13 protein-coding genes are annotated in these 14096 nt (G+C 39.3%); 10 read left to right on the top strand and 3 right to left on the bottom strand.

Going from position 1 to position 14096, the window contains the following annotated elements; all coding sequences use genetic code 11:
* Positions 1 to 56 precede the first annotated feature (56 nt).
* A complete protein-coding gene (locus Q4489_RS10560; RefSeq protein WP_303479988.1) occupies positions 57 to 1394 on the top strand; it encodes an FAD-binding oxidoreductase in 1338 nt (445 codons plus the stop codon).
* Positions 1395 to 1414: 20 nt separating this feature from the next.
* Here Q4489_RS10560 and Q4489_RS10555 read toward each other — a convergent pair whose 3' ends face one another.
* The 3 genes from Q4489_RS10555 to Q4489_RS10545 form a co-directional block, all read right to left on the bottom strand.
* Complete coding sequence (locus Q4489_RS10555) at positions 1415 to 2371, bottom strand: D-2-hydroxyacid dehydrogenase (protein ID WP_303479985.1); 957 nt, start codon at positions 2369 to 2371, stop codon at positions 1415 to 1417.
* A gap of 5 nt (positions 2372 to 2376) precedes the next feature.
* The gene (locus Q4489_RS10550) at positions 2377 to 3582 is read right to left on the bottom strand and encodes an NnrS family protein (RefSeq protein ID WP_303479983.1); all 1206 of its coding nucleotides are present in this window, start codon (positions 3580 to 3582) and stop codon (positions 2377 to 2379) included.
* 86 nt (positions 3583 to 3668) lie between these two features.
* The gene (locus tag Q4489_RS10545; RefSeq protein ID WP_303479980.1) at positions 3669 to 3914 is read right to left on the bottom strand and encodes a DUF2164 domain-containing protein; all 246 of its coding nucleotides are present in this window, start codon (positions 3912 to 3914) and stop codon (positions 3669 to 3671) included.
* A gap of 304 nt (positions 3915 to 4218) precedes the next feature.
* Here Q4489_RS10545 and iscX point away from each other — a divergent pair, with 304 nt between their 5' ends.
* The 9 genes from iscX (at position 4219) to Q4489_RS10500 (ending at position 14065) form a co-directional block, all read left to right on the top strand.
* A complete protein-coding gene (gene iscX, locus Q4489_RS10540; RefSeq protein ID WP_303479978.1) occupies positions 4219 to 4416 on the top strand; it encodes a Fe-S cluster assembly protein IscX in 198 nt (65 codons plus the stop codon).
* A 338-nt stretch (positions 4417 to 4754) separates the two neighbouring features.
* Positions 4755 to 6446, top strand: coding sequence for an NAD-dependent malic enzyme (locus tag Q4489_RS10535; protein WP_303479976.1), 1692 nt, complete (start codon positions 4755 to 4757; stop codon positions 6444 to 6446).
* A 268-nt stretch (positions 6447 to 6714) separates the two neighbouring features.
* Positions 6715 to 7146, top strand: a complete 432-nt coding sequence (gene ndk, locus Q4489_RS10530) for a nucleoside-diphosphate kinase (protein WP_303479973.1) — start codon at positions 6715 to 6717, stop codon at positions 7144 to 7146.
* 291 nt (positions 7147 to 7437) lie between these two features.
* Positions 7438 to 8607: a bifunctional tRNA (adenosine(37)-C2)-methyltransferase TrmG/ribosomal RNA large subunit methyltransferase RlmN gene (locus tag Q4489_RS10525; RefSeq protein WP_303479969.1), complete on the top strand. Its 1170-nt coding sequence runs from the start codon at positions 7438 to 7440 to the stop codon at positions 8605 to 8607.
* 8 nt (positions 8608 to 8615) lie between these two features.
* Entirely contained in the window at positions 8616 to 9860 is a 1245-nt protein-coding gene (gene pilW / locus Q4489_RS10520) for a type IV pilus biogenesis/stability protein PilW (RefSeq protein WP_368389593.1), read from the top strand.
* A gap of 11 nt (positions 9861 to 9871) precedes the next feature.
* Positions 9872 to 10924 (top strand): cytoskeleton protein RodZ, encoded by a 1053-nt coding sequence (rodZ, locus tag Q4489_RS10515; protein ID WP_303479965.1) that lies wholly within the window; start codon positions 9872 to 9874, stop codon positions 10922 to 10924.
* An 11-nt stretch (positions 10925 to 10935) separates the two neighbouring features.
* Positions 10936 to 12057 carry a flavodoxin-dependent (E)-4-hydroxy-3-methylbut-2-enyl-diphosphate synthase gene (ispG, locus tag Q4489_RS10510; RefSeq protein ID WP_303479962.1) on the top strand — a complete coding sequence of 374 codons (1122 nt, stop codon included), beginning with the start codon at positions 10936 to 10938 and terminating at the stop codon, positions 12055 to 12057.
* A gap of 84 nt (positions 12058 to 12141) precedes the next feature.
* The gene (hisS, locus tag Q4489_RS10505; RefSeq protein WP_303479959.1) at positions 12142 to 13416 is read left to right on the top strand and encodes a histidine--tRNA ligase; all 1275 of its coding nucleotides are present in this window, start codon (positions 12142 to 12144) and stop codon (positions 13414 to 13416) included.
* 10 nt (positions 13417 to 13426) lie between these two features.
* On the top strand, positions 13427 to 14065 hold the full coding sequence (locus Q4489_RS10500; protein ID WP_303479957.1) for a tetratricopeptide repeat protein: 639 nt from the start codon (positions 13427 to 13429) through the stop codon (positions 14063 to 14065).
* The last annotated feature ends 31 nt before the right edge of the window (positions 14066 to 14096 follow it).

The raw sequence follows: 14096 nt of genomic DNA, 5'->3' as shown, positions 1-14096 counted from the left end.
AAGGTAAGTTTACCAAAGAATTATCACAATCAGCTACCTTCACATTAGTTAATATTATGTATGATCCTTTGTATCACCAATCTCCTGGCTGCGGCGAACGCTATCCTGATAGCTACTGGGCGAGTATTTCAGGACAAGCGCCGAATAATTTAGGCCCCTTAAACGTAGATATAGACGTTGATGTTGCTATCATTGGTGCTGGTTACACCGGCATGTCTTGCGCGCTTCATTTAGCGGAAGAATATGGCATTAAAGCAACCATATTAGAAGCAAACCAAAGTGCTTGGGGATGCAGCGGTAGGAATGCTGGTTTTATCTTAAAAACCTCAGGGAGAAAATCTTTTGCTCAAATGCAACAGCAATGGGGAGAAGAGGCAATGCGAGCGACCTATCAAGAAATGTGCGAAGGTGCTGAGCGTGTACAACACCTGATTTCCCGAGGCATTGACTGTGATGTACAACCTGCGGGCTATTTAAAAGTCGCCCATAAAGCCAATAAATTAAAAGACTTAATGGCAGCTGCTGCATTGCAAAAAAAGATGTTTGGTTATCAAGTAGAAATATTATCCAAACAGGAAGTTCGTCAACAATATATGGATGATCAGAACGCATTTGGCGCTATTCGATACCGTGATGGCTTTGGTTTAAACCCGTTAAAATTAGCTTGGGGCTATCAAAAACTTGCTGTTGATGCAGGCACTGAAATGTATTGCAGTACGCCTGTTACGCAAAGTAGGCAATCAGCAAAGGGTTTTGAACTGATCACACCGTCTGCGGTGGTAAAAGCTAAAAAAGTGGTGCTTGCCACCAACGGTTATACTCCACAAGGCTTTATGCCTGCGGTAAATAATCGTTACCTGCCTGTGCTTTCTCAAATTATCGTTACTGAACCACTGACAGAGCAACAGCTATTAGATAGCGGTATTAAAACAAATCAAGTGGTCATGGATACCAGAGCATTAAAATATTATTACCGAAAACTACCCGATAATCGTATTTTGTTTGGTGGTCGAGGGGCTATTTCTGGAAAATCTGCTAACGATCCGTATTACGCAAACCGATTGCTTTCGGTGTTAAAAAGTAGTTTCCCTGCGCTGCAAACTTTGCGTACTGCCTACGCGTGGTCAGGATGGATTTGTATGGCGCTAGACGATATTCCTCATATTTATCAGAACAACGAACAAAATTTGTTTTATAGTATGGGCTATTGTGGAGCAGGTGTTTCATTTTCCTCACAAGCTGGCAAACGACTAGCTGATAAAGTGGCTGGAGCGGCAGTACCTAATATTCCACTTTACACTTCACCGTTACCGAAATTTCCATTTGCCCCGTTACGAAGAGTGGGACAGTGGGGGTATTTTCAGTATGGCAAGGTCAAAGATAAATGGTTTTAAATTAGCGAATATTTTTGTGCTTAACCTTCAACTCTGTTGGTGTTTTTACCATCGGTGTAATCAGCAATATTTAAGGCGATTAGATCTAACAGCCGTTGCTGGGATTCGTTACTTGCCCAAGCGATGTGTGCCGTTATTTTTAAATTAGTCGGTTGCTGCGTTAATAACGGATGATCCGGTGTTGGCGGTTCTTGGTTTAACACATCTAAAATCGCGTAGGCTATCTTCTTTTGTGTTAACGCTTGTAAAAGATCTGTTTCATTGATAACACCACCTCTTGCAGTATTAACTAACACTGCTGTTGGCTTCATTAATGAAAAAGCGTGGTGATCGAATAATTGATCAGTGTCTTCGGTTAATGGACAATGAAGACTAACAATATCTGCTTGTTGTAGCGCTGTTTCAAACGCAATGCGGCCTTCTCTTATTTTTGTTATCTTAGGACGTTCAGCAATTAGTACTTTCATGCCAAATGCATGGGCAATGGTTGCCACCGCTCGGCCTAAATTACCGTAGCCGATTATTGCGATATGCTTGCCCGCCAATTCTTCACTGCCAAGACCATGTACACAAAAGCTTGGGCTCTTTTGCCACTCACCTTGTTCAACAACCTTTTGGTGTGCTATTGGGCGACTAAAATACGCTAATAATTGTGCAAAGACATATTGGCTAACAGAAGGTGTTGAGTAGCCGCTAACATTCGTGACTGCAATGCCTAAACGCTTAGCTGCGTTAAGATCAATATTGTTAACACCTGTTGCTGCGATACAAATTAAACGTAATTTAGGAAGTTTGGCGAGCGTGGTTTCTGACAGTAGTACTTTATTGGTAATTATAATGTTAGCATTTTTGCAACGCTCAATAATTTGATCTTCCCGCGTTAAATCGTACGCTTTAAAGTGTGTTACTTGGTGTTCAATATTGATTGTTAAAACTTGATTAACAAATGTTTTTCTGTCTAAAAATACACAATTCATCTCAGTTATCCCAGTCTACCATCTGTGCGTTGTTGAACAAGATAAGGTATGTAGCGATATAAGAAAAGTAAAAAGCTCGCACAAGCAAACCCTGTTGCTAACCAATAAAATGTAGGCGTAGTAGCGGGCGAAAAAATTGGTAAAATTGCGCGGGTAAACGCAGCGATAAAAATGAATAAAAAGCTGAGTTTTATAAGCTTTCCTACTATTAGCGGTCTACCGGTATGGCCAAGTGAAACACGTGCTATCATCGCAAGTATAACACCGCTGATCCCGCCAACCGTTAATAAATGCCAAAGGTGATTAGCAGGAAATAGGTTAAATAAATAAGACAGGCCAAGTAGTAATAGGGCTAGCCATATACAAAAGAAAGCTAAATGTAGTGACCACAAAAGTGGAACTTTAAAAGTAACCCAAGGACGCCATCTCGTTATTCTATACGATTGAAGTGTGCCAGCAATGGCAAAAAGTAACCCAAATGTTTGCTGACTCATGGTTAATATAGGGCTGATAAAATACATCATAAAAATAACCAATAACGTGATGTTTGCGCTAATTTCAAGCCAAGGTAAGTTCGTTACTTTTTCGGTTTTGCTTCCGTTAGCGGTAAACATTGGGGTTACTCTGCCGCCAATAATAGAAATTAGCAATGTGATCAACATAATACCGGCATAGCCAGAAAATTGAACACTTGCGTTATCCCCTTGATAAAACGCAAGGTGCATTTGACCATTTACCAAGGTGAACATTAATAGCAAAGGTACGAAGAATAAGTTTCGTTTTTGTTTCACGGCAATAATCGGCTTAGCTAACATGTAGGCAGCTACAGGTAAAAAACTCAAATCAATAATGGTGATCATTATATGAGGCAGATATGCCGGTAATAATAATGCAATGCGGCCAGCTAACCATAAAATGACAAGCCAAAATAACGCGGTACCATGTACGCTTCTAATCCCTGTCCAAGTTTGCACTGCTGTTAACAAAAATCCAGCAATAATGGCAGCAGCGAAGCCAAAGATCATTTCATGAATATGCCACCAATAACCACTAGCAAAAGGTTGGAAGTTAACCTTTCCGTAAAAAATCAATAACCATAGTGTCAGGGCGATAATGGCAAAAGCAGGGCCAAGTAGAAAAAAGGGACGAAAACCTAACCTTAATATGGGCGGTAACTTTTCTTCTTGCGCTAAATCGGTAATTTGCATCATATTAGGTACCTTAGAGTGGCGATGAGGTTAGTATATCGCATGCTATTTGTTAGACTTTGTTTTAAATCAATACGGTGATAAAAAATTTACGTTGTGGGTTTTTCTAATTCATATAACGTTTCGCTGATATGATCTATTTTCTCGTTAATAATGTGCTGTGCGTCATATAAACCCTGATTATAAAAATAACTACCGAAATTGTCGCCGATAAAATCAAGTAAAAAGTCAGCATCGAATTGGCCTAATTCAATAGAGAGTTCTTGTTCAAAATAATGTTGTAACTTGTTAATAAGTTGGTGTTTTGCGTCATCAGACAAAGTAATGTTAGCCATTTTTACATTCGCGATTATATTGTTTGTTGTATATTATACCAAGCCCTACAAAGAAGTGCTCTTTTAACGAAATTTAAACGTTTATAGAAAAGGCATTGTTTGCAAAGAATGGAATTACTCTATACTTAACTTTAACGGTAAAATTATGTCAAAACACTTTTTTGGAAAACTAACCGATTTGTGGCGTACAGACTGCCAATTTTGTCGTCGTGTGAGATTGATCTTTATTTGGTTACTTATCATGTTATTGGCCGACTTTTATTGGTTCCATTTGATATTTTAGTATAAACAATGAGGGGGCTTTATGGGGCTTCGCTGGACAGATTCACTCGACATTGCGCTTGATTTAATCGAGCGGCATCCTGATGTGGATCCTTACAAAATACATTTTACTGAGTTACGTGAATGGGTTTTAGCACTTGAAAATTTTGATGATGATCCGAACCATTGCGGCGAAAGAGTCTTAGAAGCGATTCAATTAGCGTGGATGGATGAAATGTAGTTGAAAGTTCAGCAGTTAAAATTTACTGCGCTCAATGTGTATTCATTATTTTGTCGGTGATCGTTTTTTTGCGAAAAGTTTTAATACGTTGTTATTGCTTTATCATGAGGAATAACCACACATTAATCGCAATGCTTTGTCTAAATACCAATAAACTGCTGCAAAAATAAACGCGAAAGATCAACAGACACTAAAGAATGTCTTTTTTTTCTCTATTTTTAACAGTTTGTCCAGTGCTCGGGTTTGTTGAACGCATTAGTTCGACTATAATCAGGCGCTATAGCTTATGCTTAAATTTAAGTCTTATCGCAACTAACTGGCGCAAATAATACAAACTTATGACAACAAACAATCAACGCCCTCTATATATTCCCTATTCAGGTCCTAATTTATTAGAAACTCCTTTGCTTAATAAGGGGTCTGCTTTTTCTCGTGAAGAACGAAAGCAGTTCAACTTAACCGGTTTATTGCCTCCGTCATACGAAACGATTGATGAGCAAGTAGAACGTTGTTATATGCAATACAGTAGTTTTCGCACCAATTTAAATAAGCATATATATCTGCGTGCAATACATGACAAAAATGAAACCTTGTTCTTTAAGTTAGTGCAAGCACATTTAGCGGAAATGATGCCGATAATATATACACCGACAGTAGGCGATGCGTGTGAAAAGTTCTCTGATATTTATCGCAGCAATCGTGGTTTGTTTATCTCCTATGAAGATCGTCACGACATAGACGATATATTACGCAACGCGACTAAAAATAAAGTTAAAATAATTGTAGTAACCGACGGTGAGCGTATTCTTGGTCTTGGTGATCAAGGTATAGGAGGCATGGGTATTCCTATTGGTAAACTTTCTTTATACACCGCTTGCGGTGGAATTAGCCCAGCATATTGTTTACCCGTGATGCTTGATGTGGGCACAAACAACGAAAAACTACTAAACGATCCAATGTATATGGGTACGCGCAAGCCACGGATTGATCAACAAGCATATGATGAATTTGTCGATCTGTTTGTTCAAGCAGTAAAACGCCGCTGGCCACACGTCATGTTGCAGTTTGAAGATTTTGCCCAGCCTAATGCTATGCCGCTTCTAAACCGTTATAAAGATCAAATTTGTTGTTTTAATGATGATATTCAAGGTACTGCATCGGTAACGGTAGGTACTCTACTGGCGGCTTGCCGAATAAAAGGTGGGCAGTTATCAAAGCAAAAAGTGGTATTTGTTGGCGCGGGTTCAGCCGGTTGTGGTATTGCAGAACAAATTATTGCACAAATGATCAGTGAAGGTGCTTCGCCAGAACAAGCACGCAGTCAAGTGTACATGATCGACCGTCACGGTTTGGTTACTCAAGGTATGGAAGGGCTTAGAGACTTTCAAGAAAAGCTTGGTCAACACAAGTCAGCAATTGCCTCGTGGAAAGTCGCTGGTGAATATGCAACGCTACTAGAAACAGTAGAACAAGCACAACCTGATATACTCATTGGTGTATCTGGTGTGGCTGGCTTATTTACTGAAGACGTGATTAAAGCCATGACAGTATATAATGATAAACCGATTATTTTTCCACTGAGTAACCCAGTACGACAAGTAGAAGCAACGCCTGAACAGGTCATTAATTGGACAGAGGGCAAAGCCATTGTGGCGACTGGTAGCCCGTTTGAGCCAGTCGAGCATAAAGGTGATATTTTCCCTGTTGCACAATGTAACAACAGTTATATTTTCCCTGGATTAGGTCTTGCGGTTGTTGCCGCAAATATTAACCGGATCACAGATGAAATGTTAATGGTTGCTAGTAAGACACTAGCACAAGCTTCTCCTTTGGCAAATACGGGTAAAGGTGAATTGTTACCACCACTAACTGAGATCGCTAATTTGAGTAAAGAAATAGCTTTTGCCGTGGCGCAAGTAGCGTTTGACCAAGATTTGGCCTTACGTATTGATGATGATGCGTTAACTGCCAAAATTGAACGTAACTTTTGGCAACCTGCTTATCGACAATATCGTCGTTGTAGTCTGTAACTTTTGAATTTATATGAAGCAGCCCTTTAATAACAAAGGGCTGTTTCTTTAAGTTGATAATTGATTTTCACGGTTGAAATTTTTCAAAATTTTGCAAATTTCGTTTTCGCTACCTATCCAGATAGCAATAAGAATGGGCCAAAATTGATACTACAAAGTTAAACACCCCCTAATTAAAACAATCTTTATTCCTAGGTAGGCATTTGCTAACAATTGGTCTATAATCGCGCCAAAATTTATATTCTAGTTCAAAAATTGAGGGCTTATCATGGCTATCGAACGTACTTTTTCTATCGTAAAACCTGATGCAGTAGCAAAAAATGTTATTGGTCAAATTTACAACCGCTTTGAAACTGCTGGCTTAACTATTATTGCTTCAAAAATGGTTCACCTTTCTAAAGAACAAGCTGAAGGCTTCTACGCTGAGCACAGCGAACGTCCTTTCTTCGGTGCTTTAGTTGAATTCATGACTTCTGGCCCAGTGATGGTTCAAGTGCTTGAAGGTGAAGGCGCAGTATTAAAAAACCGTGAAATCATGGGTGCTACTAACCCTGCAGAAGCATTAGCGGGTACTTTACGTGCAGATTACGCAAACTCAATCGACGAAAATGCTGTTCACGGCTCAGACGCTGTAGAATCAGCGGCTCGCGAAATTGCGTACTTCTTCTCAGATGACGAGATTTGCCCACGCACTCGTTAATTTTCATTAAACACTACGCATAGCGACGTTAGACTATCGGCGGTACTTACCTAAGGTAAAAATGGGTATTGCTATTAAGAAAGTTACTAAGCGTTTAGTTTAATTGATAAAAGATAATAAAAGGGTTTTATCGGTTTTCGGTAAAATCCTTTTGTTTTGTTAGATGATTAGCATAAGTTATCGCTGATAAAAGCTAATAGTGAATTTATGCTAGTTATCTTAATTGTCTCTTTTGTTGAAAAAGTGTACAATTTTGCCCCTTGAATTTTGTAGTATTGAGAGTTTTTTAATATGAGTGAAGCCGCAACCGTTGTTCAACCAACTATGAAGAAAGTTAATTTATTAAACTTTGACCATCAAGGGTTGCGTGAGTATTTCGCTTCAATCGGCGAAAAACCGTTCCGTGCTGATCAAGTCATGAAATGGATGTACCATTTTGGTTATGACGACTTTGAACAAATGACAAATTTGAATAAAAAATTGCGTGAAAAATTATCGCGTAACTGTGAAATTCAAGCTCCAGAAATCTCGCAAAAACAAGTATCAACGGATGGCACAATAAAGTACGCATTAAAGTTAGAAGGGGGGCAAGAAGTTGAAACGGTTTGGATCCCTGAAAATAATCGTGCAACTTTATGTGTTTCTTCACAGGTAGGTTGTGCCTTAGAGTGTACTTTTTGTTCAACAGCTCAGCAGGGTTTTAATCGCAATTTATCAGTCGCTGAAATTATTGGTCAAGTATGGCGTGTTGCTAATGATATTGGTGCAACTCGTATTGCTGGTAAGCGACCAATCACTAACATAGTGATGATGGGGATGGGTGAACCATTATTAAACATGAAAAACTTACTGCCAGCGCTTGATAACATGCTAAATGATCTTGGCTATGGTTTATCTAAACGTCGTGTAACTGTGAGTACGTCTGGTGTTGTTCCTGCACTTGCTATGTTAAAAGAGAAAATTGACTGTGCCTTGGCTATTTCAATACATGCACCCAATGATGAGTTACGAAACGAACTTGTGCCGATAAATAAAAAATATCCATTACAAGACTTTCTAGCAGCCTCTCGTCAGTATATCGATGGTTCAAAAGCACAAAAAGCAGTGACCGTTGAATATGTGATGATCCAAGAAGTGAATGACTCTACAGAACATGCACATGAACTCGCTCATGCATTGAAAGACACCCCAAGTAAGGTGAACTTAATTCCTTTTAATCCTTATCCTGGTTCGCCGTATAAACGTTCAAGTAATTCACGTATCGATAGGTTTGATAAAGTGCTACAAAGTTATGGCTATACCGTGATCACAAGACGTACGCGAGGGGATGATATTGACGCCGCTTGTGGACAGCTTGCCGGCGAGGTTTTAGACCGTACAAAACGTACAGCAACCATCGCAGAACAAGCAAATGAAAAAAAACAGGTGAAAGCTGAACAAATTTCAGTGAAAATAGTCTGATAACAATAATGCTTGTGTCGGTATATATGGATAATTTTCTGAGAACAATAACTTGTTTGATCATTTTTTTAAGTTTAACGGGCTGTGTAACCCAAACATACGAAAATGATAAAAACACGCCCGTGATACAAAATGAGTCATCGAACAATGAAATTGCGATGACCAGAATATCTCTAGGGCTTGGTTATTTAAAAATGGGGAATACCACGCAGGCGAAACTTAATTTAGAAAAAGCAAAACGTTCAGCCCCTAAACTTGTTCAAGTGCATACAGCTTTTGCTCATTATTATGATACTGTTGGTGAGCCCAAACTCGCAACCCAAGCTTATGAGAAAGCATTATCAATTAACGGCGATGACCCAGATACTCTGAATAATTACGGTGTATTTCTTTGTAAACAAAAGAAATATGCGCTTGCTGAACAGAAAATGTTAAAGGCCATTGCCGTCCCCACGTATTTATTAGTGGCAAAAAGTTATGAAAATTTAGCATTATGCCAACTTGACGCCGATGCCTTTGACAAAGCCGAACATTATTTACATAAATCAATTCAGCACAGCCCAAGTAACGCTTCTGCCATTTTGCACATGATGCGCTTACAGTATGCAAAGGGTGATTATCAATTAGCAGAGCAGTACTTAAAGCGTTATGAGAAAGCTACCCGACGATTTATGCCAGAAGCCTTGGCATTAGCGTTTAAAACATACCAGAAACAAAATAAAATGGGTGTTGCTAAAAATTACGCGAGTATGTTAGTGAAAATGTTTCCGCAATCATTCCAAGCAAAGCAATTTTTACTCAATGGGCTTGATCATACAGAAGCTGATGAGTTAGCTGAGAAATACCAGTTATTAACAAAGCCGTTACTGGTGCATAAAAAGAAAAAGCGTGTGGTGAAGCTATCCCCTAAAAGGTATAGTGCTGAATCAATAAATGAAAACGCGAAACAGCGTGATATTACTAAAAAGTCTGAGCGTGATAAACGTAAAGCTGATGACAACAGTGCTAAGTCAGTAAGTCATGTAGATAGCAAAAAAACAGAGACTAAGGTGACGCCTGCGAATGAAAGTATCACGACAACTGTGGAAAAACCGTCAATTCCTCAACATATTGTAAAAAAAGGCGATACGTTATTTTCCATTACCGTAGAATATAATATTCACATGAAAGCGTTAGAACGCTGGAATAACTTTTCTCGAAATCAGTCAATTAAAATAGGTGATGTAATTTTTCTTGCTGATCCTAAGAAGTAACAACCATCATAATGACCAACATGACGCAAAACGAACAAATAAACGAACATAGTGAAGAACAAGAAACATTAAGCCCTGGCAAAATGCTTGCTCAAGCACGCAAAAAAATGGGTTTAAGTGAATTAGATGTCGCGGATCGATTGAATTTCAGGAAAGCTTTAGTTGGTGAAATAGAGCAGGATATTTTTGATACGTCACTGCCTTCTACCTTTAATCGTGGCTATTTAAAAAATTACGCCAAACTTGTTAATTTGCCGGAAGCTGAGGTATTAGCGAGTTATGAAGCACTGAATATTGTATCTACGCAAGATAAGCAAGGCTCACCGATGCAAAGTTTTTCAAAGGAAACCGAAAAACAAGCAGAAAATAGTAGGCTTATGTTGCTGACGTATTTGATTTTAGCAACACTTGTCGGTTCTAGTGTGATTTGGTGGATCCAAGATGCCAAGCAAAGCCAGAAAACAGAGGCCGTTGATACATCTAGCACAGAAGCACAGCCAACCTCAGTGGAGCAACCATCGTTAACAACTGATGTTGACGAACAACCTGAAAACGAAATTATTGATGACGCGAATATTGCGCCTTTAGCTGAAACGTTAAAAACAACAACTGAGAGTCATGAAAAAAACATAGCGACAGATACTGATGCAGAACAATTATCAACTGAATTGACTCAACAAGCTGATAATGCAACGCCTAATGACGTAGCCTTAGCAAATGAGCCTGTTGTGCAAAATAGTTTAAGCAATATGGATGCTGAAGCTAATGATAAGCAAGAGTCTCTTACCCCAACTGATGAACCGTTAGTGTCTGCACAATTTACTTTTTCAGGCGATTGTTGGGTCAATATCTATGACGCTACAGGTGAACGTGTGGCTTGGGGTATCAAAAAAACAGGCTATGTGATGAATATATCAGGACAAGCACCGTTTAAAGTCACGCTAGGAAAGCCAGAATTGGTGGCAATTGCTTTTCAAGGTGACAATATCGATATGTCGCAATTTTCCCGTGGCAACATTGCGAAATTTACCTTGCCACTCGACGCAGAAAATCAAGCAGAGTAAACGAATTTATTATGTTTAAAGAATCTCCTATTATACGTCGCAAATCACGCCAGATTATGGTCGGTAATGTACCTGTTGGTGGTGATGCACCTATAGCGGTTCAGTCTATGACGAATACATTAACCACTGATGTTGCCGCTACGGTTAAACAAATAAAAGCTTTAGAAGCTGTTGGCGCTGACATAGTAAGGGTAAGTGTACCTACTATGGATGCCGCAGAAGCCTTTAGAGAAATTAAACAACAAGTTTCTGTACCGTTAGTAACGGATATTCACTTTGATTATCGTATTGCCCTTAAAGTGGCTGAATATGGTGCAGATTGTTTACGTATTAATCCAGGAAATATCGGCCGTGAAGATCGCGTTAGAGCGGTAGTAGAATCTGCACGCGATAAAGGTATCTCAATACGTATTGGGGTTAATGGCGGCTCGTTAGAGAAAGATATTCAAGAAAAGTATACAGAACCTACCGCTGAAGCATTACTTGAATCAGCAATGCGTCATGTTGATATTCTCGATCGATTAAACTTCCATGATTTTAAAGTCAGTGTTAAAGCTTCCGATGTTTTTTTAGCCGTTGGCTCGTATCGATTATTAGCAAAACAAATAGATAATCCATTACATCTCGGTATTACTGAAGCTGGCGGGCTACGAGCGGGTGCGGTTAAGTCATCTGTTGGATTAGGTTTGTTATTATCTGAAGGTATTGGTGATACGTTACGTGTTTCTTTGGCGGCAGATCCTGTTGAAGAAGTAAAAGTAGGATTTGACATTCTAAAATCGTTAAAATTACGTAGCCGTGGTATCAATTTTATTGCTTGTCCAAGTTGCTCTCGTCAAGAATTTGATGTGATAAGCACTGTGAATGAATTAGAACAACGCGTAGAGGATATTATGACACCGATGGATGTTTCTATAATTGGCTGTATTGTCAATGGCCCAGGTGAAGCAACAGTGTCAGATTTAGGCTTAACTGGCAGTAGTAAAAAAAGTGGCTTTTACTTAGATGGCATTAGGCAAAAAGAGCGCTTTGATAACACCCAATTGGTTGATCAACTTGAACAACGCATTCGCGCAAAAGCGAAGTTAATGGATCAAGCCAATAAAATTGCGATCAAAGAGATCGACAATTAAGCTCGGTAGTTTACGTTTATCGCTAAACTGCCTATAATGCGCGCTGCATTTTACATTTCCAATAGCAAAAAGAGAGCCTTCTAGGTGAGTAAAACAATTCAGGCTGTTCGTGGTATGAACGACTGCCTCCCTTCAGAAACGAATATTTGGCAGATGGTTGAATCAGTCTTACGCCGTGTTGCCAGTAACTATGGTTTCGCCGAAATTCGTATGCCAATTGTCGAATCTACCGCACTTTTTAAACGCTCAATCGGCGAAGTCACCGATATCGTTGAAAAAGAAATGTACACCTTTGATGATCGTAATGGTGACAGTTTAACGTTGCGTCCGGAAGGCACAGCTTGTTGTGTACGAGCGGGTAATCAACATGGTCTGCTTTATAATCAAGAGCAACGTTTATGGTATATGGGGCCGATGTTTCGCCATGAACGTCCGCAAAAAGGGCGCTATCGTCAATTCCATCAATTTGGCTTAGAAGCCTTTGGTATAGCAACACCTGATATTGATGCAGAAGTTATTTCATTAACTTATCGACTTTGGAAGGAACTTGGCATCGATGAGTTTGTCACACTAGAGTTAAATTCGTTAGGATCTAACGAAGAGCGCGCGGCGTATCGCGATGCATTAGTGACCTTTTTATCTGAAAAAGAAGATTTACTGGATGATGACTCAAAAAGGCGTATGCATACTAACCCGTTGCGAGTATTAGACAGTAAAAACCCTGACGTACAAAAAGCGTTAGAGGGGGCACCTAAATTAGCTGACTATTTTGGTGAAGAGTCAACCAAACACTTTGAAGGTGTATGCCAGCGTTTAGATGCAGCAGGTATTAAATATGTACTTAATGATAAATTGGTACGTGGATTAGATTATTACAATCGCACTGTATTTGAATGGACAACAGATAGCTTGGGCGCACAAGGAACAATCTGTGCCGGTGGTCGTTACGATGGCTTAGTTGAACAATTAGGCGGCAAGGCAACACCTGGTTTTGGATTCGCATTAGGCATTGAACGGTTAGTGTTAATGTTAACGAGTTTAGATAAAGTGCAAAATGTAAGGCCACAAGTTGATGCCTATGTGATCAGCTTAGGAGAAGGCGTAGACATTAAAGCTACAGCACTTGCCGAACAATGGCGAGATGAAGTCCCACAAACGCGTATACAAACACATTGTGGTGGCGGTAATATGAAAAAACAAATTAAGCGTGCTGATAAGTCAGGCGCACAGGTTGCGCTTATTTTAGGTGAAGATGAGCTCGTTAATCAGCAAGTCACGGTAAAATATTTACGTGGTCAACAAGAACAACAACAAATGGCATTTGATAAAGTGCCAGCGTTATTAAAAAGTTTACTTTAAAGGAATCGTTGTGGATATACATCAAACAGAAGAACAACAAGTTGAACAACTTAAAAGAATTTGGAATGAATATGGTAATGCCATCATTGCTGGCTTAGTGTTGGGTTTTTCTGGCTTTATTGGTTATGGCTATTACAAAGATAATAAGTTAAGCCAAGAAATAGAAGTTTCGGAAAATTACCAGCAAGTGATCACTTTATTAGAACAAGATGATGACGCGTTTCAAACACGTGGTCAGGACTTTATTAAAAATCACAGTGGAACAAGTTACGCTAGTTTAACAGCGCTTGCTTTAGCAAAAGACTCTGCCGAACATAAAGACTGGGCACAAGTTGAAACGTATTTAAATCAAGCGATTGAAAATACTACTAACAAAGCAATGCAAGCATTAGCTAAATTACGCTTAGCACGTGTGCAAGTTGAAACTAAGCAAATTGAATTAGCGTTAAAAACGTTAAATGGTGAATTTCCAGAAGCGTTTAATGCCGAGCGTGAAGAAATTAAAGGTGATGCCTATGTTTTAAATGGTGATAAGGCAAAAGCTCGCACGGCTTATCAGGCAGCATTAGACGCAAGCTCAGCTGGTACAAATCCTGTATTACAAATGAAGTTTGATAACCTAGCAGAGCAAATTGTTCTACCTAAATAACCTTGCTTTTTAAATAACGCGTGATTAAACG

The organism is Thalassotalea sp. 1_MG-2023, from assembly GCF_030546745.1.
GTDB lineage: Bacteria > Pseudomonadota > Gammaproteobacteria > Enterobacterales > Alteromonadaceae > Thalassotalea_C.
Note: the sequence above shows the minus strand (reverse complement) of the source record. Positions and strands in the feature narration are given on the sequence as shown.